General features: G+C 71.2%; 18 protein-coding genes. 10 read left to right on the top strand and 8 right to left on the bottom strand.

Translation table 11 applies throughout. From position 1 onward, the window contains the following. Together OEB96_RS30750 and OEB96_RS30745 are read left to right on the top strand one after the other, a co-directional pair. Positions 1-579 carry a hypothetical protein gene (locus OEB96_RS30750; RefSeq protein WP_266220363.1) on the top strand — a complete coding sequence of 193 codons (579 nt, stop codon included), beginning with the start codon at positions 1-3 and terminating at the stop codon, positions 577-579. Then, positions 576-1,085, top strand: a complete 510-nt coding sequence (locus OEB96_RS30745; RefSeq protein ID WP_266220362.1) for a hypothetical protein — start codon at positions 576-578, stop codon at positions 1,083-1,085. The genes OEB96_RS30750 and OEB96_RS30745 overlap by 4 nt, the downstream gene beginning before the upstream one ends. A 28-nt stretch (positions 1,086-1,113) precedes the next feature. On the opposite strand, the gene OEB96_RS30740 is transcribed toward OEB96_RS30745, so the two are convergent. The 4 genes from OEB96_RS30740 to OEB96_RS30725 all read right to left on the bottom strand — a co-directional run bounded on the left by OEB96_RS30740 (position 1,114) and on the right by OEB96_RS30725 (position 6,472). Continuing rightward, a complete protein-coding gene (locus OEB96_RS30740; protein WP_266220361.1) occupies positions 1,114-2,667 on the bottom strand; it encodes an ATP-binding protein in 1,554 nt (517 codons plus the stop codon). A 105-nt stretch (positions 2,668-2,772) separates the two neighbouring features. Further along, on the bottom strand, positions 2,773-4,230 hold the full coding sequence (locus tag OEB96_RS30735) for an ABC transporter permease (protein WP_266220360.1): 1,458 nt from the start codon (positions 4,228-4,230) through the stop codon (positions 2,773-2,775). Then, positions 4,227-5,057, bottom strand: a complete 831-nt coding sequence (locus tag OEB96_RS30730; protein ID WP_323137448.1) for an ABC transporter ATP-binding protein — start codon at positions 5,055-5,057, stop codon at positions 4,227-4,229. Before OEB96_RS30730 ends, OEB96_RS30735 begins: the two co-directional genes overlap by 4 nt. A gap of 107 nt (positions 5,058-5,164) precedes the next feature. Then, positions 5,165-6,472 carry a UDP-glucose dehydrogenase family protein gene (locus tag OEB96_RS30725; protein WP_266220359.1) on the bottom strand — a complete coding sequence of 436 codons (1,308 nt, stop codon included), beginning with the start codon at positions 6,470-6,472 and terminating at the stop codon, positions 5,165-5,167. A gap of 145 nt (positions 6,473-6,617) precedes the next feature. Between OEB96_RS30725 and OEB96_RS30720 the strand changes: the two genes are divergently transcribed. The 6 genes from OEB96_RS30720 to OEB96_RS30695 all read left to right on the top strand — a co-directional run bounded on the left by OEB96_RS30720 (position 6,618) and on the right by OEB96_RS30695 (position 14,060). Next, entirely contained in the window at positions 6,618-8,387 is a 1,770-nt protein-coding gene (locus OEB96_RS30720) for a hypothetical protein (RefSeq protein ID WP_266220358.1), read from the top strand. 2 nt (positions 8,388-8,389) lie between these two features. Continuing rightward, on the top strand, positions 8,390-9,400 hold the full coding sequence (locus OEB96_RS30715; protein ID WP_266220357.1) for a nucleotidyltransferase family protein: 1,011 nt from the start codon (positions 8,390-8,392) through the stop codon (positions 9,398-9,400). A 221-nt stretch (positions 9,401-9,621) separates the two neighbouring features. Further along, a complete protein-coding gene (locus OEB96_RS30710) occupies positions 9,622-10,062 on the top strand; it encodes an Hsp20/alpha crystallin family protein (protein WP_266220356.1) in 441 nt (146 codons plus the stop codon). Between the two features lie 62 nt (positions 10,063-10,124). Continuing rightward, a complete protein-coding gene (locus OEB96_RS30705) occupies positions 10,125-10,514 on the top strand; it encodes an Hsp20/alpha crystallin family protein (RefSeq protein ID WP_266220355.1) in 390 nt (129 codons plus the stop codon). A 100-nt stretch (positions 10,515-10,614) separates the two neighbouring features. Continuing rightward, positions 10,615-12,102: a trypsin-like peptidase domain-containing protein gene (locus tag OEB96_RS30700; RefSeq protein WP_266220354.1), complete on the top strand. Its 1,488-nt coding sequence runs from the start codon at positions 10,615-10,617 to the stop codon at positions 12,100-12,102. Between the two features lie 170 nt (positions 12,103-12,272). After that, positions 12,273-14,060: a hypothetical protein gene (locus OEB96_RS30695; protein WP_266220353.1), complete on the top strand. Its 1,788-nt coding sequence runs from the start codon at positions 12,273-12,275 to the stop codon at positions 14,058-14,060. Positions 14,061-14,069: 9 nt separating this feature from the next. Here the strand turns inward: OEB96_RS30695 and OEB96_RS30690 are convergent, their stop codons facing one another. Then, on the bottom strand, positions 14,070-14,969 hold the full coding sequence (locus OEB96_RS30690; protein WP_266220352.1) for a hypothetical protein: 900 nt from the start codon (positions 14,967-14,969) through the stop codon (positions 14,070-14,072). Positions 14,970-15,105: 136 nt separating this feature from the next. Between OEB96_RS30690 and OEB96_RS30685 the strand changes: the two genes are divergently transcribed. Next, positions 15,106-17,100 carry a receptor L domain-containing protein gene (locus OEB96_RS30685; RefSeq protein WP_266220351.1) on the top strand — a complete coding sequence of 665 codons (1,995 nt, stop codon included), beginning with the start codon at positions 15,106-15,108 and terminating at the stop codon, positions 17,098-17,100. An 84-nt stretch (positions 17,101-17,184) separates the two neighbouring features. On the opposite strand, the gene OEB96_RS30680 is transcribed toward OEB96_RS30685, so the two are convergent. Then, on the bottom strand, positions 17,185-17,703 hold the full coding sequence (locus tag OEB96_RS30680) for an HAD domain-containing protein (protein WP_266220350.1): 519 nt from the start codon (positions 17,701-17,703) through the stop codon (positions 17,185-17,187). A 58-nt stretch (positions 17,704-17,761) separates the two neighbouring features. Between OEB96_RS30680 and OEB96_RS30675 the strand changes: the two genes are divergently transcribed. Continuing rightward, complete coding sequence (locus OEB96_RS30675; protein WP_266220349.1) at positions 17,762-18,856, top strand: BPSS1187 family protein; 1,095 nt, start codon at positions 17,762-17,764, stop codon at positions 18,854-18,856. Here the strand turns inward: OEB96_RS30675 and OEB96_RS30670 are convergent. Beyond that, positions 18,848-19,720: a PIG-L deacetylase family protein gene (locus OEB96_RS30670; protein ID WP_266220348.1), complete on the bottom strand. Its 873-nt coding sequence runs from the start codon at positions 19,718-19,720 to the stop codon at positions 18,848-18,850. The genes OEB96_RS30675 and OEB96_RS30670 overlap by 9 nt on opposite strands. Further along, positions 19,717-20,601 carry a hypothetical protein gene (locus OEB96_RS30665; protein WP_266220347.1) on the bottom strand — a complete coding sequence of 295 codons (885 nt, stop codon included), beginning with the start codon at positions 20,599-20,601 and terminating at the stop codon, positions 19,717-19,719. Before OEB96_RS30665 ends, OEB96_RS30670 begins: the two co-directional genes overlap by 4 nt. Positions 20,602-20,605: the final 4 nt, after the last annotated feature.

The raw sequence follows: 20,605 nt of genomic DNA, 5'->3' as shown, positions 1-20,605 counted from the left end.
ATGAGCCGCCTCATGAGCCGAGTGGCCAAGGGACGCCGCACGTTGGTGGTGTGGGCGCTCGGTCTCGCGGCCTGTGATCCATCCACGGGTGGAGGCAACGCGTCGCCGCGGGCCGTCGAGCGTGGAGGCCCCGACGACACCCTGCGCACGCACATCATCGAGCCCAGCACGCCCACCGACGAAGGGCTGGTGTACCTGCGGGCGATCGCCGACGTGCACGAGCGGGCCGATGCGCTCGCGGGCGAGGCCCGCGTGGACGCGCTGCGAGCAGGTCTGGGCGTGCCCGTTCCTGCGGGCCTGGCCGAGGCCGAGATCCTGCGGCTCGATCTGGCCGCGCGTTTGGGCGAGGAGCTGATGCAGGCTCCCCGCGGGGCGGCGGCGGCACGCGAGCTGCTCGGTCCCATGCTGGCGGTGGAGCGCTCGCTGCCGCTGGATCGCGCCACCGCCCGCGCGCTGATCGTGCTCGGCGATGCGGCCGTTCGGACCGGCGACGATGCCCTGGCCGCGGGCAGCTATGCGCGGTCGATCGAGGTGATGTCCCTGCTGAGCCAGGAGTTGCGCCAGGAGCTGGAACCATGAAGGCGAACCGACGAAGGGGTGCTTCGCAGGCAGCATGGTCGCTCGCGCTCGCGCTGGGCTCGGTGGCGCCGCTGGGCTGCAATCCGAGTGCATCCGGAGGCGGCACGGTCCCGCCCGGAGGCAACGGCAACGTGCCCGACGGGGCCGAGCCCGAGGGGCGCGACGAGGGCGACAACATCGGCGACCTCGCGGCGCGGCTCGATCGGTTGACGGTGGAGCAGGCGCAGAAGGCCAGCACCTCCAACGCCAGCTTCGAGGTCTGCGAAGACCTGTGCTCGCTGGCCTCGAGCATCTGCACGGTCAAGGAGAAGCTGTGCGAAGTGGCCGACCGGCACCCGGGTGAAGAGGAGTACCAGGGGCTGTGTCGCAAGGCCGAGCTCGAGTGCGGCGAGGCCGAGGACTCGTGCGTGGCGTGCGTGGAGGCGCGGCAGAGCAAGAGCGCGACGGCGGGAGCCAGCGAGCCCGAGCCGGCTGGGTCGCCCGAGTCCAAGCCCGAGTCCAAGTGAGCAGGGCGTGGCGCGAGGGACTCGGGCCTCAGCACCCCACCACGTGGACCCGCTTGCCGTCGTGCTCGACCTCGCGCTGGGTGATCTTCTCGTCCCAGCTCGGGCCCTTGCGTAGGTCGAACATCACGAGCCATCCGTCCGAAAGGCCCAGTCGATCGAGATAGCGGGCCACTTGCTCGAGCGCTCGGTCCTCGGTCGTCGGTCCCCGCCTCAGCTTGACCTCGATGGCATGCCGCTGCCCTCGCCACTCGATGAGCAGATCCAGCGCGCCGCGACCGAGCCCGTACTCGCGCACGATGGTGCCTCCGCCGTTGACGATGCGCTGGAGGAACGCCATGAGCATGAGGTGCGGGCCAGCCTCGCGGTAGCCGAAGGCATTGGCGGCGAGGTGGCCATCCTCGCGCCAGAAGTCCTGCCAGTCGGCCATCAGCTTGGGGACGTCGAGCGAGCCGTCGGGACGCACGTACCAAGCGGGTTCGTTGGCGATCTGCCCCTGCTGCACATACGTGAGCGCGCGCGGGACGACCTCCTGGTAGATGGGATTGGCCATGACCCAGCGCCCTTCCCGGCGGCGGACGAGCCCGAGCCCGGCCACGTAGGCGAAGTCGTCGTCGAGCACGTCCTCGGTGGTGCGGTCTCCCGCCAGCATCGGCGCCACGATCCGCCGCACTCGCTCCTCGCGTAGGCGTGCCACCAGCGAGTCGATGTGGGTGCGTCGCTCGAGGATGATCGTCTCCTTGGCGGCGTCGACGTGTTCCGCCGTCACCTCCACGGCGCGGTCCTTGACGTCGCGGCGTACGATCTGATCGGCGAGCGCGTTGGTCAGCCACGGGTGGCCCTGGCCGAGGTCGTAGATGCGAGCGATGGCCGCGGGGGCGAAGCGCTGGCCGGTGGCCGAGGTGTGCTGGTCGCACAGCTCGCCCACCTCGGCCTCCGCGAAGGGCCCCAGCGTGGCGGCCTCGGCGGTGATGTTGAAGGGGGAGGTGGTGCCGAGCCAGGCGAGCACATGCCGATCCTCTTGGCGCAGCACGTAGTCGCGGACCTGTCGCATGCCCACCAGCGCCACGCTGGCGGGGAAGGGCACGCGGTCGCGGTCGATGTAGCCCTGGCGAAGCTGCGTGAGCAGAGAGACCATCGCCTCGCCGACCAGTCCATCGACCTCGTCGAGGAGCACCACGAGAGGCCGGGGGGCGCGGGCCGCGAGATCCTCGAGGTAGCGGCGGATGGCGCTGCGCGGGGGGTGGAGCTCGCGGGCGGGGCCGGTGGGGGCCGCGAGATCCGGCAGGTCGCGCCGCACGGCGCGGTCGAGATCGTCGAGCACGAGTTCGAAGGCGCGGACGGGATCGCTCAGCTCGCGAGCATCTTGGACGTCGACCCACAGTGCATGGAAGAGACCGCCGCGATTGAGGTGCTCGACCAGCCATCGCGCGCTGGTGGTCTTGCCCGTCTGCCGCCCGGCATGCAGCGTGAAGTAGCGGTGGTCCTCGATGAGCTCGAGCACGTGGTGCAGCCGCCGCTGCGGCGGGAGCATGTAGTGCTCGTCCGGGATGCAGGGGCCGCTGGTGTTGAAGCGAGGACGCACGGCGGGATCGTAGCGTCGCTGGGGGGAGGGCGGGAGTGGACTGGTGAGGCCCGCAGGCTCATCGGGTCGTGTCGGGATCTGGCGCGGACGCAGCGGGCACTCGGGTCAGGCGCCCGAGAGCACCCGCGCCGGCTCCATGTGGGCGGCGCGGCGGGCGGGCAGCAGGGCCCCGAGCACGCAGAAGCTGATCGAGAACCCGAGCGCGGCGACGATGAGCCACCACGGAAAGTCGAAGTAGGTGGTCGGCTTGTAGGGGAAGTCGGGCACGTAGCGCGCCGACACGTGATCGAAGATCGTCCCGGCGGTGACGGCGAGGACGATGCCCGCGGTGCCGGCCATGGTGCCGAGCGAGGCGGCCTCGCCCAGGATGATGCGGCCGATGTCGCCGCGGCTGGCTCCCACGGCTCGCATCACGCCGATCTCGCGCTGGCGCTCGTACACCAGCATGAAGAACACGTGCATGATGTTGACGGCTGCGATCCCCACGATCACGGCGCTGACCAGGCCGAACACCATCATGAACACGGCGATGAGCAGCGCGGCTTCCTCGGCCCCGCTGTCCTTGACCTTGAGGTCGAGGTCCTCCACGCCCTTGGCGACCGCGGCCACGTCGTCCTTGACGGGGATCTCCAGGATCACGGAGTGGTAGCGCTGGGCGGCGTCCTCGCCGTTGTAGCGCACGTTGTAGCGCTGCACGTAGCCCAGCGGCAGGGTGATGCCCAGCGGGATCGCCTTGTCCGAGAAGCCCACGAACATCCCGCGATCGTGGATCACCTGGTCCTGGTTGGAGGTCTCGACCATCGACTCGCCGATGATGAGGTCGAAGGTGAAGCCGCGCACCGCATCGGGGTTGAGCTGGGGAAACCCGTGAGCGCGGCGCAGGGTGCCGTTGTAGAGCTCGACCACGTGGTGGGAGACGATCACGGGGACGAAGTGACGACAGACCTTGGCGGGCTCGGGCTGGTCGGGCTGGCCGTCGGGTCCGGGCTTCTTGCGGGTTCCCCGGCGCGGGGTGGTGGTGCCGGGCGGCTCGCCGCAGTACATCTTGTCGCCGCACTCGGCGTCGGCCGTGCACGCCTTGGGGGGCTCGGCGGCGAGGCGCTCGGGGGTCTCGTGGTCGACGAACTGGTAGCCGTCCTTGTTGATCTCGCTGGCCAAGAGCGCGGGGTCGATGCCGTCGGCGACGATCTCCGAGCGCAGGTCGGCCCCGAACAAGGACTCGCCGCCGTAGGCGATGGAGCCCACGGTGAGCTTCATCTTGGGGTAGACGGCGGTGACCCCGGGGAGCGCCCCGAGCTTGGCCGCCATGGCGTCGTCGAGCGCGTCCTGGCCCAGGCCCATGCGCAGCGGGCCCACGTCGACCTCGAGGCTGCGAGGCACGACCTCGAGCTTGTCGAGGGGGAAGATCTTGCCGAGGACCACCGCGCGCACGCCCAGGCCCAGCGCCAGGAAGAACGCAAAGGTGGCGATGCCCACCACGATGCCGATCGAGGCCAGCAAGAAGTGATTGCGGCTGCGCCGAAGGTTGGCGAGCACCAGGGCGAACAAGCGGGCGCTCCTCATGCGAGGGCCTCCTGCGCCGGCGCGTCGGCCGGGTCCTCGGGCACGTCCGCGCTCTCGGGGTCGGCCGAGCCCTCGGCGCTCGCCTCGGCGTCCGCGGTGTTGCTCGAATTCTCGGCCGCGGCCGCTTCGGCTTCGAGCGCGTCGCCTGCCCCCTCGAGCACCAGGCCGTCCTGCACCCGAACCGTGCGCTGGGTCGAGGCGGCGATCTTGGGATCGTGCGTCACCACGACCAGCGTGATCCCGTCTTCCTCGTTGAGCCGCCGGAACAGCTCGATGATGGCCTTGCCCATCACGGAGTCGAGGTTGCCGGTGGGCTCGTCGCACAGCATCAGGCGCGGGCGATTGAACAGCGCCCGCGCGATGGCCACGCGCTGTCGCTGGCCGCCGGAGAGGGTGGTGGGCAGGGCGTCGACCTTGTCGTGCAGATCCACCCGGCCGAGCACCTCGCGGGCGCGGTCCAGCGCCTGCTCGCGCGAGAGCATGCCCTCGCCGCGGGCGAACAGCGCGGGCAGGGCCACGTTCTCGACGCAGGTCTGGTGGTGCAGCAGGTTGAACGCCTGGAACACGAACCCCACGTGTCGATTGCGATAGGCGGAGAGCTCGACGTCGGACATGGCCCGGAGGTCGCGGCCGTCGACCTCGATGGTGCCCTCGTAGTCGCGGTCGAGCCCGCCGATGGCGTGCAGGAGCGTGCTCTTGCCCGACCCCGATGGACCCACGATCGACACCATCTCGCCGTCGGCGACGTCGAGATCGACCCCGTGCAGCACCGGGGTGACGAGCTTTCCCGTGCGGTAGCTCTTGTGCATACCGCGAACGCGGATCATGGCGCGCGACGATAGCCCCGCACCCGCGCACGCGTCAAACACGGGCAACCGCGGTCCGCGGGTGCACCGTCTCGGCTCATCGGGCGCCGCAGCTCATCGGGCCAGCTTCATCGACCGATGGCAGCGTAGCGGAAGCCCATGCCCTCGAGGCGGGCGCGGTCCCACTGGTTGCGACCATCGATGAGGATCGGCTGCGCCATCAGCTTCTTGAGGCGATCGAAGTCGGGGCTCCGATACTCGCGCCACTCGGTCACGAGCAGCAGCGCATCGGCGCCCTCGGCCGCGGCGTACTCGTCGGTGCAAAGCTCGACGCGGTCCGCGTTGCCGTTGCCGAGCGCCGCCATGAAGCTGGGACCGGCCTCGGGGTCGTGCAGCCGCAGCTTGGCGCCGTCGTTGAGCAGCGAGCGGGCGACCCGCAGGGCCGGAGCCTCGCGCACGTCGTCGGTGTTGGGCTTGAACGAGAGCCCCCACAGGGCAAAGGTCTTGCCGGCCACGTCGTCGATCATGGCCCGCAGCTTGCGGATCATGACCAGCTTCTGCGCCTCGTTGATGCGCTCGGCCGCGGCCACCAGGCTCATCGAGAGGCCGTGCTCGCGCGCGGTGTTGATGAGGGCCCGGGTGTCCTTGGGGAAGCACGAGCCGCCGTAGCCGACCCCGGGGTAGAGGAACTTCGGGCCGATGCGGGGGTCCATGCCCATGCCTTGCCGCACCGAGCCCACGTCGGCCCCCACCAGATCGCAGAGGTTGGCGATGTCGTTGATGAACGAGATGCGCGTGGCCAGGTAGGCGTTGCAGGCGTACTTGGTCACCTCGGCCGAGCGGGCGTCCATGAACACGATGCGGTCGTTGGTGCGGAAGAACGGCTTGTAGAGCTGGCGCAGCAGCTCGCGGGCGCGGGTGTCGTCGGTGCCGATGACCACGCGATCGGGTCGCATGAAGTCCTCGACCGCGGTGCCCTCCTTGAGGAACTCGGGGTTGCTGGCGACCACGAACTCCTGCTGGGTGTGCTCGCGAACGATGCGGGCCACCCGCTCGGCGGTGCCCACGGGGACGGTGCTCTTGTTGATGATGACCGTGTAGTGCTCGAGGTGCTTGCCGACCTCGGCCGCGGCCTGGAACAGGTAGCTCAGGTCGGCGGAGCCGTCGGGGGCGCTGGGGGTGCCCACCGCCATGAAGATCGCGTCGCCGTGTCGTGCGGCCTCGGCATTGCTGGTGGTGAAGCGCAGGCGGCCCGCCTTGGTGTTGCGCTCGACCAGCTCGTCGAGCCCGGGCTCGTAGATGGGGATCTCCCCCTGGCGCAGGCGCTCGACCTTGCCCTCGTCGATGTCGGCGCACACCACGTCGTTGCCGTGGTCGGCAAAGCCCGCCGCCGCGACCAGGCCCACGTATCCCGTTCCAATGACGCTGACTTTCATGAAGGGCGGGACGATACGATAATCGTGCGCGCTCCGCCACGGCCGCCGTGCCCGAGCGTGGTCCGGCGCCACCACCGGCTCTGCCAGTTGGCCATACCGGCTCTGCCTCTTGGGCCACACCGGCTCCACCTCCTGGGAGGTCCCTTTGTCCAAGGAAGAAATCGAGCTCCTCACCTCGCCCATCGAGCGTCCGCTCGTCGGTCGGTTGTTCGTGATCGGGGGCCCGCTGGGGCTGGCGGTGGCGTTGCTCCTGAGCCTGTGGGTGTCCCAGCAGCAGGTCACGCATGCGGTGATCGTGCAGGGCGAGCCGCAGTGGGTGGGCGGCGAGACGCTGGCGATGCGGGTGCAGGTGACCCCCGAGTCGCCGACCAAGGTGGGCGAGGCATCGGTGGCGATCGCGGTGGAGCAAGGGGGCGTTCGCCACGAGCTCGGTGCGCTCTCGCGCGTGCACGGGGGCGGGATGGCACAGGGGCGGGTCGTGGTGCCCTCGCTCACACCGGGGGCGGCGATCCTCGACGTGAACGTGGAGGCATCGCCGTTCCCTCCGCGGGTGGAGCGGATCCCGATCGAGGTGGTGGCCGAGCGCACGCCCGTGCCCGCGCGTCACGTGGTGTCGACGTCGATGTCGCAGTACGCCGACGACAGCGACCCGCAGCCCGAGGCGCTGAAGATCGACGTGCGGCCGCGCCGGCGGGTGCTCGCGGGCTTCGAGAACGAGCTGATGGTGCGGGTGACCGAGCCCGCGGGCAAGCCGTGGTCGGGGCCGCTCGCGCTGCGGCTGGTGGACGGCGAGTTCGCCGAGCGACGCGGCAACGCGGAGGATCCACCGCTGGTGTGGGAAGGGCACACCGACGCGGCGGGCCTGGCCCTGGTGCACGGCCTGCTCAGCACCGAGGTGCTGCGGGTGCTGGTGCAGCTGCGCGCGCCGCAAGAGGCCGCGGCCGAGCCGGCCCCCGAGGACCCTGCGGTGAAGGACCCGCCCGATCCGCCGGTTGAGGGAGAGGCCGCGGTCGAGCCCGTGCCGGCCACCCCGCCGCCGCCCAAGGTGCTGCACGAGCGGAAGATCCGACTGGTGAGCTTCGCGGGCGCGGTGCTGCTGACGACGGAGCCCCTGCAGGTCGAGCCGGGCGGCGAGCTCGAGGTCCTGGCGCTGGGGCTGTCGGCCAAGCGCCCCGTGTTCGTCGACGTCTACGATCCCGACGGCGCGTGGGTCGACACGTTCGATCCTCCGATCCAGGGCCGCGAGCCGGCGCGGCCCTGGAGCACGCCGGCGCAGCTCTCGGGTCTGCTGCAGCTCGAGGCCTATCACTTCACCAATGCACCGGGGGAGTCGACCGCGGTGGCGCGGGTGCTGGCACGGAGCCCGGCGTCGCCGCCGTCGCTGCGTGAAGGGCTCGAGCAGCAGCGCGGTCGCCTGTCGCTGCCGCGCAACGATCGCACCTGGGACGAGAAGCGCGAGCGCGGGTATCTCGACGCGCTCGAGCAGGCCGAGAAGGCGGGCACGCTCCCGCCGCAGGCGCGGGCGATGGCGCAGCGCTGGGTGATCGACACGCTGCCGGTCGAGGTCCACGGCCCGCCGCTGCTGCTGTCCACGCGCGAGCGCGATCTGCTGGCGATGCGCGAGCACAAGCTGCGCTGGATCTTCGGGCTGCGCCTGTTCGTGTTCGGCGGCGGCGGCCTCTATCTCGTGGCGATGACGGTGCTGATGCTCCGCAGCCATGCCCGCGACGGCGAGGCCACCATCGCCGAGCTGCGGGCCTCGATGCCCGAGGGGGAGGAGCGCGAGCTGCTCGAGGCCGACGTGCGTCGTTCGAAGCACGCGGGCATGATGAGGGGCCTGCTCGTGGTGGCGGCGATGGCCGCGGGGCTGGTCACCGCCGTGTTGCTGCTCGAGATCCTCGTGTGGGAGCTATGACCATGAGTGCCGTACCCCCTGCTCGCGCCATGATCCTCGCCGCCGGCTTCGGCACCCGCCTGGGGCCGATCACCGAGCGGCGTCCCAAGCCGATGCTGCCCGTGTGCGGCAGCCCGCTGGTGCGCTGGGCCGTGCGCTGGCTCGCGCACCACGGGATCGAGGACATCGCGATCAACCTCCATCACCTCGGCGAGCAGATCGAGGCGGAGCTCGGCGATGGCTCGGCGCTCGGGGTCCGCATCCGCTACTCGCCCGAGCACGGCCAGATCCTCGGCACCGGGGGCGGGCTGCGTCAGGCCCGGCCGCTGTTCGATCCCGGGGACGGGGCGCCGATCGTGGTGGTCAACGGCAAGATCCTGCTCGAGCTCGATCTCCACGCCGTGCTCGCGGCGCATTGGGCCCACGGCGGCGAGGCCACCATGGTGCTGCGGCCCGATCCCGAGGGACGCTGGGGGCGACCGCTGCGCCTCGATGCCGACGCGAGGCTGGTGGAGCTGGTGGGCGAGCGCAGCCCCGTCGTTCGCGAGCCGCTCGGCGGTCCGCTGATGTTCACCGGGGTGCACGTGCTCGAGCCTCGCTTCCTCGATCGGATTCCTCCCGAGGGCGAGCAGTGCGTGGTGCGAACCGCCTACCGCGCGGCCGCGGCCGAGGGGCGGGTGTTCGGGTTCGTCAGCGAGCGCTACTGGTGGGAGCACTCGACCCCCGAGCGCTATCGGCAGGGCGTGTGGAACGTGCTCGATGGCGGCATCGACCTGCCGCATGCCGAGCATGCGCTACGCGGCGTCCACCCCGAGGCGATCGTGGAGGACGGGGCGGAGCTCGTGCCACCGGTGTGGATCGGTGCGGGGGCTCGGGTGGGGGCAGGGGCCCGGGTGGGGCCCCACGTGCAGCTCGGCGAGCGGGCCACGGTGGCCCGGGGGGTGAGCCTGCGCCAAGTGGTGGTGTGGGAGGGCGTGGCCGTGCGCGAGGACGCGGAGGACGCGGTGCTCGTGGGTGACGACGTCCGGGGTTGACAGCCCGAGGGACGTCCCCAGGATGTGCACCGACCCGGGGGCGACGAAACTCCCGGGCCGCCAGCGACCCTCGGGCCCGGTGCTCGAGGCGCTTGGCACCAACCAACCATCGAACCACCCAAGCGGTCCGATCGAATTCGGGCCGAGACTTCGGGTCGGCCGCATCGCCTCCCTGCGATCCACGACTGGGGCGTGCGCGTCGACCAGACGAGGAGATCATCATGTTCAGCCAGCTGTTCCGTGTTGCCGATCCGTACCATGACCTCCACCAGCTCCAGCGCCAGGTCGACGCGCTGCTGTCCGACTGGGCGCGACCGCAGCGTCGACCGACCGCGGGCCTGGCGTTCGACGTGCTCGACGATGGCGAGCACTACCGCCTCGTGGCCGACGTGCCGGGCCTGCGCGCCGAGGATCTCGAGGTCGAGGTCACCGAGGATGCCGTCGCGATTCGTGGCGTTCGCAAGGTCGCGGTGCCCGAGGGCTTCTCGGTGCATCGCCGCGAGCGCGAGAGCCTGCAGCTCGCCCGCTCGTTCACCTTCCCGTCCAAGCTCGACCCCGAGAAGGTCGAGGCCACGCTGGAGCAGGGCGTGCTGACCATCACCCTGGCCAAGCGGGCCGACGCCAAGCCCCGCAGCGTGACGGTGCGCAGCGTTGCTGCGTGAGCCCGGTCCAGCTCCGGTCCAGTTCCACACCAACCATCGGATTTCCCCAGGAGACGAGAATCATGACCAACCCCAACGATGATCAGATCGACACGCGTCCCGTGCACGAGGTGGGCGGCGAGCGGCCCGTGCTCGCCCCCGCGGTCGACATCTTCGAGAACGCCGAGGAGTATCGCCTGGTCGCCGACCTTCCGGGCGTGCGACGAGAGGACGTGGGCATCGACCTCGAGCGCGGCGAGCTGACCGTGTTCGCCAAGCGCGACGTGATCCGCGAGGGCGAGGCGCTGGCGCTGTCCCGACGCGAGGGCGACTTCCGCCGGGTGTTCCGCATCCCCGAGGAGGTCGATGCGGGGCGCGTGGAGGCCTCGCTCGACGACGGCGTGCTGCAGGTCCGGCTGCCCAAGTCCGAGCGCGCCAAGCCGCGGCGGATCTCGGTGAAGGCGGTCGCCTGAGGCCGCGGCCCGCCCCTCGTTCGTCCACAGGGGGCGGGCGCGCCCGCGGTCGCCCGCTATACTCGAGGTCGGCCGCGTTCCCGGCGCCTTGGAGGTCGACATGTCCCACCGTCTCGCCCCGTCGCTGCTCCTCGTGCTCGCCCTCGGCGCGTGTCACTCCCGTGGTGCGCCTGAGAGCACGGCCCCCGACGAAGCCGTCGCTCGCGGCGACGGGCCTCAGGCGGCCGCGCTGCGCGCCCCCTCGCTCTCGCCCGAGGAGCTGCCCGCGCCCGAGCCCTCGGTGGCCGATCTCGAGCTGGCGTTCGAGCGTGCGGCGGAGGCCATTGCCCCCGCGGTGGTCTCGGTGATCAACGAGCAGGACACCTCGGCCGAGCTGCCCGAATTCCTGCGCCCGCTCGCGCCCAAGGGCGAGGCCCGCGGGATGGGCAGCGGGGTGATCATCGACGAGGCGGGCTACATCCTCACCAACAACCACGTCGTCGAGGGCGCGGGCACGCTCAAGGTGCAGCTCCACGACGATCGCGAGCTGCACGCGGAGCTGGTGGGCACCGACCCCAAGACCGACCTCGCGGTGATCCGCATCCGGGCCGAGGGGCTGCGGGCGGCGTCGCTCTACGAGGGCTCGGGGCTGCGGGTGGGGCAGTGGGTGCTGGCGGTGGGGAGCCCGTTTGGGCTCTCGCGCTCGGTCACCGCGGGGATCGTGTCGGCGGTGGGGCGCGGCAGCATGGGGATCACCGACTATGGCGACTTCATCCAGACCGATGCGGCGATCAACCGCGGGAACTCCGGGGGTCCGCTCATCGATCTGCGCGGTCGCGTGGTCGGCATCAACACCGCGATCTTCTCCCCCAACGGGGGCAGCAGCGGGATCGGGTTCGCGATCCCCTCGGGCATGGCACGCGCGGTCAAGGATCAGCTCATCAGCCATGGCGTGGTGCGTCGCGGCTGGCTGGGCGTGGTGATGGGCGAGCTGTCGTCCGATCTCGCGCGCTCGTTCGAGTACGAGGGCGATCACGGGGTGCTGATCGACGACGTGGATTCCTCGGGTCCCGGGGCCGCGGCGGGCATTCGCGCCGGTGACATCGTGGCCAACCTCGACGGGCAACCGGTGCGCGACATGGCCGACTTTCGCAACACCGTGGCGCAGGCCGGGCCCGGAGCCGTGGTGACGCTGGAGGTGTGGCGCGAGGGCCAGAGCCACGAGCTCTCGGTTCGCCTGGGCGAGCTGCCCGGCGACGGGTCCGACGGGCGGGTCCGCGTGGCGCCCAAGCCCAAGCCCACGCCGGCGCCCGCCGTTCAGCCGCTGGGGCTGCGGCTCGAGGAGCCGGACGCCCGGGTGCGTCGCACGCTGGGGCTGCCGCCCGATGGCGGGGCGGTGATCACCTCGGTGGAGCCCGGGTCGGTGGCCGACGAGGCCGGCCTGCGGCGGGGCGACGTGGTGGTGGGGGTGGGGGAGCAGCCGGCGGGCTCGGCCTCCGAGGCCCAGCGCCTGCTCGAGCGCGCCGATCTCGACCATGGCGTGCGAATCAGGGTTCAGCGCGGTCCCTACGGTCGTTTTGCCGTCCTGCGCCGCCGCGCCGAGCCCTGATCGGTGCTCGTGTCCTCGGTGAGACCGGCCCGTGACCGGGCCCGGGCATCCCGCTCGAGTGACCAGAAGGCTGTCGATCCCACGCGGTTTTCAGGCCATTCGGGGTTTTGGGGCCGGCCGGCCCGTTGATCTATAATTTCGAGCCCGCACGCCGTTTGCGGGCCTCCCCCATGGCCGACGCTCACTCCGATGCAGATGCTGGCGCGCCACCCGTCGCCATCTGCTGCGCGGCGTCGGACGAGGCCGCGGTGCGGGAGACGGCCGAGGCCCTCGAGACACGCGGCCACGAGGTCCGGCTGGTGGTGGGCGTGGATGCCGACGCCGAGATCCTGACCCGGGCGATCTCGGCGCAGCAAGGGCGTGGCCTGTTCGTGCTGTGCCGCAGCCACTCGCTCGATCGCAACGCCGTCGATGCGCTGCGCGAGGTCTTGCGATCCCACGACGTGCCCTTTGGTCGCACGCTCACCTTGGCGGTCGACACCCAGCGTCCGCGCGAGGTGGAGGAGCGGATCGTCTCGGTGCTGCGGCGCATGGTCACCGGGCGCGCCGATGGTCGACCGCGTACCTGGGGCATGTCGGTACCGGTTCCGCACGTGGAGGACACGACCATTCGTCGTCCGCGCAAGGGCCCGGGGGGCTCCAGTCCCGAGCAGCTGCTGGTGGGCCTGGGCACGGAGCCGGAGAATGCGGATCCCTATGCCTCGACCTCGCAGATCGAGATGACCCAGGCCGCGCGCGAGGTCCCGCCGGTGGAGTACACGGGAGCGGACCACACGGCGGTCGCGCACGAGGTCCCGCCGGTGGAGTACACGGGAGCGGACCATACGGCGGTCGCTCGCTCACCGCTGGCCGACCCGCGTCCGCCTTCGGCCATGGCGCCGAGTCCGCTGCCGCCTACGCCCGCGCCGGCCAACCCGCTGCCGCGTCCGAATCCGGCGATGCCGGCCGTGAGCCCGCCGATGCCGGGCGCGAATCCGGCGATGCCGGCCGCGAGCCCGGCGATGCCGGCCGCGAGCCCGCCGATGCCGGGCGCGACGGCCCTGCTCGACGCGGAGGGATCGAGTCCGCTGCCGCTGACGCCGGTGGAGCTCGGCAGCGATCCCGGAGGCAGCCTGGGCTTTGGGGAATCGCCATCCATGTCGGATGCAATGGCTGGCTATACGCCGGCGCCGGTCTCGGCCGACGAGTCCGCGACCGATTTCGAGTCACCGCTGACGGTGGGGGGCCGGATGGGACGGGCCCTTGGAAGCCCCGCCGGGCTGGCGGTCGTCCTGGGAGGTGTGGTGGTGATCATTGCCGCGGTGCTCGTGATCTCGCTGGTTGGGGGTGACGAAGGTGACGACGAGAAGGTCGCGAGCGCTCCGGCGGCTTCGTCGGCCAAGGACGAGGCCGACGCGCCCGAGCAAGGCGTCGCGGACGTCGATGCCAAGGCGGGTCCGGCCGATGCCGAGGCCGAGGCCGATGTCGAGATCGGGGACCCACCCGCCGGGGACGAACCCGGCCATACGGGCGATGGGCCGGGCGATGGGCCGAGCGACGGGCCGAGTCCGTTGGCCGTGATTGCGCCCGGCGATCCGCCGATCCCCGCGCGGACCTTCGATCCCGGCGACGATCCTCCCGAGGTGGCCGAGGCGCTGCAGGCCCGCGAGGTGCGGGCGCTCGACGTGTTCCTGGTGGCACCCGAGCGTGCGGGCAACCTCGGCTTCGATCGAGCGGTGGCCTACTGCAGCGAGCTCGAGGTCGCCGGCCTGAAGAGCTGGCGCGTGCCGACCATCGGCGAGCTCAACGCGATGGCGAACGCCAAGATGCTGGGCAAGTCGATCTACTGGAGCTCGACCCCGGGGGACTCGTTCGGCGACGAGCGGCTGGTGATCAACGGCAAGAAGAACAGCATCTCCGCGGTGAGCAAGACCTGGGATGGGGCGAGGATCGTCTGCATCCGCCTGCGGCAGCCCTGAGGCGTGGCGCTAGGCCGAGCGACCGCCGCCGAACGAGCGCAGCGGCACCGCGGCCCTCGTGGGCTCCTGCACCTCGTCGCCGTCGATGATCACGGTGACGTCGCGCGCCTCGTCGTCGGCCTCGGACGGTGCGGCGGCGAGCTCGTCGAACAGCGCGTCGTCCTTGGAGCTGAAGTCCATGGGATCGGGCACCAGGCCCAGCGGTGCCGCGATCTTGGCGGTGATCACCCAGTCCCACAGGGTGGCCATGGGCACGTGGGTGACGATGGTGGACATGGGCACCATCTGGAACAGCAGGTCGTCGGTGAAGGCCACCCCGGCGCGGCCGTCCTCGAGCATGCGCTCGAGCAGGGTGGCCAGCTCGGCCCGCGGCAGGCGCTCGACGAGCGTGGGCACCGAGATCGCGCTGATGATGTCGCGAGGACTGATCAAGCCCTCGAACAACGCCTGCTCGATCACGAAGCTGGTGTGCTCGCGGATGGCGGGGATCCGCTCGCCGTGCTCGGCCGCGCCGCTGCCATAGCCCGGCTCGACGACGAACCCCCACAGCTGCTTGCGGTCGAACAGCCGCACGCGATCGTCGGGGGTGAGCAGCGAGACCACGGCGGCCGCATCGGTGATGCGCTCGTCGAGCGCGATCTGGAGATCCTCGGCGGCCGAGTCGAGCGACTTGCGGATCGCGATCCGCTGACGCACGCCGGTGGTGGCCTCGAGCAGACGACCGCGACGCTCGGGGTCGTTGGCCAGCGCGCGCATGATCGAGCGCGGCGGGAAGCTGCGCAGGAAGTCCCGCGGCCGACGCAGCCCGATCCGCAGCGAATGCTCGACCACCGCCGCCAGGAAGCGGGGCCAGCCGGGGGGCAGCCGTGACTGCAGCTCCCCCGGCGCGAGGCGGGGCTGGGTCGACATCGGCTCGATCATGACGATACCGAAAATCGAGCGCGGAGATCGTGTGGGTTTTGCTCCGACCTTGTGCGCCCCAGGGGATCGCTCGGTCTCGTCAGTCGGCGGCGGCCCGCGGTGCCCGGGTTATGATGGGGCCGCGATGAAGCGGATCGTCCTCTCTGCCGCGGTTGCGGCGTGCCTGCCGGGGGGCTGCGGGCGCAACGATCTCGACTTCCAGCTCGCGGGCACGGGTGGCTCGTCCTCGGAGGGTACGTCGACCGGGCCGGCCGACAGCACCACGGCGCCCACGACGGTCGGTCCGCTCGATACGACGTTTGGGCCCACCACCGTCGACCCGAGCACCTCGTCGACGGGCCCGGGCACGACCACCATCGTCGACGAGAGCACGAGCACGAGCACGGGACCGGAGGGCTGCGATCCCACGCCGTTCCAGGGCAACGTGCTGCTCGACACCGACCAGGAGCTGCTGGACTACCCCCGGCACAGCACGATCACGGGCGACCTGGTCATCTTCGACCTCCAGCAGGCGCTCGAGCTGTCGACGCTCGAGTGCCTGCGCGAGGTGGGGGGCAACGTGGAGCTGCGCCACAACCCCACGATCGAGCGGCTCGACGGGCTGCACAACCTCGAGACGATCGGCGGGCACCTCTACCTCATCGACAACGCCTCGCTGCAGACGGTGTCGGGGCTCGAGTCGCTCGAGCAGGTGGGGGACTTCTTGTTCGTGGAGGATCACCCCAGCCTGTTCGAGCTGTGGCTGCCGAGCCTGCAGACGGTGGGCGGGCGGTTTCGCGTGTGGAACGCCGACGAGCTCGGGTTCATCGAAGTGCCGCTGTTGCAGGGGACGGTGGGGGGGATCGAGCTGGGGCTGAACGACAGCCTGCTGTTCGTGGATGGCCTCTTGGGGGTCGGGGGCAGCAGCGGCGACATCGTGATCCTGAGCAACCCGTCGCTCATCGATCTGTTCGGGCTGTCGGGGCTCGGCGGGCCCACGGGGAGCATCTTCATCGTCGACAACCCGAGCCTGTTCGACATCGGCGGCCTGGCGGGGCTGAGCGCGGCGGGGGGCGACGTGCGCCTCGAGGCCAACCCGCAGCTGACCTCGGTGGCGGGGCTGTCGGGATTGCAGTCGGTGGGAGGATCGCTGTGGATCCAGGGCAGCGCGTCGCTGCCGTCCATCGATGGCTTCGGCAGCGTGACGGCGGTGGGGAGCAACCTGGTGCTGATCGACAACCCGCTCATCCAGCACGTGGATGGGCTGTCGGCGCTCGGCAGCGTGGGCAACTTCCTCGTGGTGGAGAACAACGACGCGCTGCTGCACGTGGACGGCCTGTCGGGGGTGTCGGGGTTCCTGGGCGGGGGGCTGTGGATCGACGGGAACGCGTCGCTGCTCGATCTCGACGGGCTCGCGGGGCTGACCGGGGTGGGCGGGTTCCTGTCGGTCAACGACAACGACGATCTGCAGCACGTGGACGGCCTGGCCGGCATCACCAGCGTGGGCGATCTGTTGCGCGTGACGACCAACGAGGAGCTGGTCGACATCGACGGGCTCATCGGCGTGCAGACGGTAGGGGCGGATCTACGCATCGAGCTCAACCCGAACCTGCTCGACATCAACGGCCTGTTGGCCGTGCAGACGGTGGGGGGCAAGCTCGTGGTGGCGCACGACCCGGTGCTGCAAGGGCTGGGAGGGCTGAGCAACGTGACGGCGGTGGGCGGGGACGTGATCATCCTCGATGATCAGGCGATCACCACGCTCATCGGGCTGGGGTCGATCACCAGCGTGGGCGGGGGCTTCCAGGTGCGAGAGTGCCCGGGGCTGCTCGCGGTGGGACAGCCGATGAGCCTGCAGTCGACGGGGGCCTACTTCTACTTCAGCGACAATCCCGGGCTGCAGAGCGTGGAGGGGTTTTCGCTGCTGCAGACGGTGGGCGAGCAATTCGTGATTCGCGACAACCCGGTGCTGAGCACCATGGGGGCGTTCGGGTCGCTCGGCTCGGTGGGCACGGACTTCTTCGTCAAGGACAACCCGCTGCTGCCCACGTGCCAGCCGGTGGCGGTGTTCGGGCAGCTGGGGGGCGTGCCGGGGAGCGCGGAGATCAGCGGCAACCTGCCCGACGCATGCGGCGGGTGAGCGCGTGCGGCGGGTGAGCGCGTGCGACGGGTGAGCGCGTGCGTGGTCGCGCACGAGGCCATCGCGAGCCGTCATCGCGAGCCGTCATCGCGAGCGGGGCGGCGGAGGCCCGAGCAGGATGGCGAGCGCGCGCTCGACGTGGATGTCGCGCAGGCCGCTGATGTGGTTGGTCTCGACCAGCCACGGCTGGAGGTGCTTCATGTCGTGGCCTTCGTCGAGGATCACGATCCCGGCCACCTTGGGGTGGGCGTCGAGCCACTGCTGGATCTCGTAGCCGCGCGGCCAGGCCCCGCCCGCGCGGGCGACCTTGGTCTCGCCGAGGCGCTCGAGCACGGCGGGATCGTGCTCCTCGCGCAGGGGGATCCGGTCGCGGACCGTGCCCCGAAATCCGTTCTCGGCCAGCCGGGCCTGGACTTCTTGGGGGTCGACGGCCTTGCGCCACGCCGAGGACAGCACGACGGTGGCCCTGCCTCGCTCGAGGATCTGGTCGAGGCGCGCCACGGCCTGGGGGTCGAGGTCGCGCCAGCGGCCCTCGCCGAGGGTACGGGACCTCGCGGTGTTGAGCACACCGTCGACGTCGAGGAAGATGACTCGCTCGGTCATGCGAATCCCGGAGGGCGCGAGCATGATAGTCCGGGCAAGACCCTCTATACTCCGGCCAATGAAGCGGGGCATGTGGTTGGGGCTGATCTTGCTAGGGGGGTGCACCGACGACGGCACGCCGGAGGCCGAGGGCTCGACGGGCAGCGGTGGCTCGGGGGACACGGTGGCGGCGACGTCCACGGGAGGGCCCTCGGACACGGGGACGCCGCCGGGCAGCTCGAGCAGCGGCGGGACCTCGAGCGGAAGCAGTGACACGGGGGTCGACTCGACGGCCGACTCGACCGGTGGCGGCGACGACGGACCCAACGTGGATGTCAGCGACCCGCAGCTCTACGAGTTCGAACTCGATCCGGTGGAGCTCGACCCCACGGTGGTGGAGAACCTCGCGCTCCAGTACGCCCACCTCGACACGCGCGTCGAGCCGCTCGGCAAGCTGGTGTTCTTCTTGCCCGGGTTCACCAACACGCCGTCGAATTGGCGCAACCACAGCATCCAGCTCGCCGGGCACGGGTTCCACGTGATCGTGCCCGACTACTCCAACGACTGGTCGTGCGGGGGCGCGGGCGGGAGCTGCAACGAGGACACCCGCTGGGAGGCGCTGGTGGGGGAGGACGTCTCGGGCGTGATCGACATCGGCCGGGCCGACAGCGCCGAGGGGCGCGTGGTGACGATCTTGCGGCACCTGGACCAGATCCACCCCGGCGGCGACTGGGGCTACTATCTCGACGACGACGACATGCTGCGGGGGGAGGACCTCATCATCGCCGGGATCTCCCATGGAGCGTCGAGCACGGGGCTCTATGCGTCGCGCCGCTTCACCCACCGCGCGGTGATGCACTCGGGTGGGTGGTGGAACGTGCCTCCCGATCCCGCGACGCCCGTGACGGAGTTCTACGGGCTGACGCACGTCGATGACGACCAGCACCAGGGGCACCTCGATGCGTGGGAGTCGGCGGGGATGGTGGGCGTGCCCACGGTCATCGAGGACGTGCCGCCGCCCTACGGCGACTCGCACCGACTGATTGCCACCACCCCCAACGGCTACCCGCACTGCTCGGTCTGCGTCAGCGGCGACTCGCCCGTGGATGGCGATGGCGAGTACGTGTTCGATCCGGCGTGGCGCTACATGTACGGGGCCCCGCAGCTACCGTAGCCGCCAGTAGCGCTCGGCCCGAGGTGCATCCGTGTGGAGGCGCTCGGCGTGGGTGCGGGCGAGGTCCCGGTAGCGCTCGCGGGTGTGGAACAGCGCCGGAGCCTGGCTGGCGTAGTCCCAGATCGCGTCCTCCGATCGTGCGGCGGTGGTGTGATCGAGGCGCTCGAGCTCGGCATGGAGGGATCGGGTCGGGCTCGACGCTGGCCACTGGCGCAGGCGGGCGAAGCTGCGGTCGCGGACCGGCCCGGGCGGCAGGTAGCTCGCGATGTAGGGCGTGTGGGCCAGCGCGTCGAGGTAGGCGTCGACCTGGCCGGGGGGGACGTCGTGGCTCGACCACCCCAGCGCATCGAGGCGCCGACGGGTGGCGTGGAGCACCATGGCGTAGGGGACGTCTTCGTAGTGGTAGAGCGCGGGGCTGTCCTGGGGCTCGCGCTCGGCGAGCGCGAGGGCAGCGGCCTCGTGGGTCAGGCGATGGTCCACGTGATCGCCCACGCCGAGCGGCACGTAGAGCGCGGCGGGCCGCTCGGCGTCGAGGTGCTCGCACAGGCGTGCGGCGAGGCGCTCGCGCCAGGTGGCGTCGCCGGGGGCATGGTCGCCGGTGAGTGCATCGAAGTCGACGTAGCTGGGATCGCGAAACGGTGCGTCGGGCAGGCCGAGCCACCGCGCCTGCGCATGCAGCCGCGCGGCGGCGGCCTCGTCCTCGCGGCGGCGTGCGGCCCAGCCGGCGACGTCGTCGGGGTCGGCGTGGCTGAAGACGGTGAGCAGCACGACCCGATCGCCGCGGGCGACGTGGCGCTGGATCCGGCCGGCGCAGGAGAGGATCGCGTCGTCGAGGTGGGGGGAGAGGAACAGGGCGAGGGTCATGGCAGCAACAGCGCTCCGCCTGCTCCAAAGCCTAGCGTGAGCACCAGGGTGACGGCGTCGCGGCAGCGTGGATCGAGGCTGGCCGCGGCGGCTGCGAGCTCGGCGTCGTTGAGCACGAGCACGGTGCGGGGGGTCCAGCCGGCGGTGGCGAGCACGTCGGCGACGAAGCGAGAATCGCCCTCGAGGCCGGGATAGGAGCAGGAACCCGGCGTGGGCGTGTCCGCCAGCGCGCAGGGCAGGGCGATGATCACGGCATCGGTGGGCCCTCGAGACCTTCGGAGCTGGCGGAGCTGGCGGATGCGGGCGCTCGCGTCGGCCAGGGCCTCGCTCACCCATGCACGCAGTCGGGCGCGGCCGGCCGCGGGATCGATCACGGGGGCGCCGGGGGCGAAGGGGTCGAGCGGCGCGAGTCGATCCCACGGACGCTCGTACACGAAGCGCTCGCCGCTCAGGAAGATCTTGAGCCGGCTCTGGCCGAGGTCGATCACCGCGGGCGCGGGCGCCTCGGGCAGCAAGGCGCGGGCACCATGCTCGGCCACGGCGGTGGGCTCGTCGGCGCGCCAGACGGGGAGCCCCAGGGCTGCCGACAGCGGCGAGGGATCGAGCGCCACGGCGTGCCCGCCCGCCAACCACACCGCGGTCAGCTCGCGACATCGTGGGGGGATCGGCACCCGCGAGCGGGTGATCGCGGTGCCACGGCGTAGGTGCTCGATCGCCTGCACCAGCGCAGCGGGCAGCGCTTCGGTCCCCATGTGATCCCACAGGATTCCATGGCCCAGCTCCCCATGGCCCAGCTCCAGGTCCCACAGCTCGACCGGAATCACCCCTGGCGGCACCACGCGCCGGATCACGGGGAGGTGCGGGCGCGGACGCGGGGTCATCACG

The sequence above is a fragment of the Paraliomyxa miuraensis genome, assembly GCF_026337845.1.
Lineage (GTDB): Bacteria > Myxococcota_A > Polyangia > Nannocystales > Nannocystaceae > Paraliomyxa > Paraliomyxa miuraensis.
This window is presented reverse-complemented; position numbering and strand designations above follow the sequence as displayed.

Excerpts from the sequence above, each read along its gene's own strand:
- OEB96_RS30685 (WP_266220351.1), top strand. The coding sequence starts at position 15,106 with ATGAAGCGGATCGTCCTCTCTGCCGCGGTTGCGGCGTGCCTGCCGGGG.
- OEB96_RS30745 (WP_266220362.1), top strand. The coding sequence starts at position 576 with ATGAAGGCGAACCGACGAAGGGGTGCTTCGCAGGCAGCATGGTCGCTC.
- OEB96_RS30695 (WP_266220353.1), top strand. The coding sequence starts at position 12,273 with ATGGCCGACGCTCACTCCGATGCAGATGCTGGCGCGCCACCCGTCGCC.
- OEB96_RS30715 (WP_266220357.1), top strand. The coding sequence starts at position 8,390 with ATGAGTGCCGTACCCCCTGCTCGCGCCATGATCCTCGCCGCCGGCTTC.
- OEB96_RS30665 (WP_266220347.1), bottom strand. The coding sequence starts at position 20,601 with ATGACCCCGCGTCCGCGCCCGCACCTCCCCGTGATCCGGCGCGTGGTG.
- OEB96_RS30730 (WP_323137448.1), bottom strand. The coding sequence starts at position 5,057 with ATGATCCGCGTTCGCGGTATGCACAAGAGCTACCGCACGGGAAAGCTC.
- OEB96_RS30735 (WP_266220360.1), bottom strand. The coding sequence starts at position 4,230 with ATGAGGAGCGCCCGCTTGTTCGCCCTGGTGCTCGCCAACCTTCGGCGC.
- OEB96_RS30700 (WP_266220354.1), top strand. The coding sequence starts at position 10,615 with ATGTCCCACCGTCTCGCCCCGTCGCTGCTCCTCGTGCTCGCCCTCGGC.
- OEB96_RS30690 (WP_266220352.1), bottom strand. The coding sequence starts at position 14,969 with ATGTCGACCCAGCCCCGCCTCGCGCCGGGGGAGCTGCAGTCACGGCTG.
- OEB96_RS30705 (WP_266220355.1), top strand. The coding sequence starts at position 10,125 with ATGACCAACCCCAACGATGATCAGATCGACACGCGTCCCGTGCACGAG.
- OEB96_RS30675 (WP_266220349.1), top strand. The coding sequence starts at position 17,762 with ATGAAGCGGGGCATGTGGTTGGGGCTGATCTTGCTAGGGGGGTGCACC.
- OEB96_RS30670 (WP_266220348.1), bottom strand. The coding sequence starts at position 19,720 with ATGACCCTCGCCCTGTTCCTCTCCCCCCACCTCGACGACGCGATCCTC.
- OEB96_RS30725 (WP_266220359.1), bottom strand. The coding sequence starts at position 6,472 with ATGAAAGTCAGCGTCATTGGAACGGGATACGTGGGCCTGGTCGCGGCG.
- OEB96_RS30750 (WP_266220363.1), top strand. The coding sequence starts at position 1 with ATGAGCCGCCTCATGAGCCGAGTGGCCAAGGGACGCCGCACGTTGGTG.
- OEB96_RS30710 (WP_266220356.1), top strand. The coding sequence starts at position 9,622 with ATGTTCAGCCAGCTGTTCCGTGTTGCCGATCCGTACCATGACCTCCAC.
- OEB96_RS30680 (WP_266220350.1), bottom strand. The coding sequence starts at position 17,703 with ATGACCGAGCGAGTCATCTTCCTCGACGTCGACGGTGTGCTCAACACC.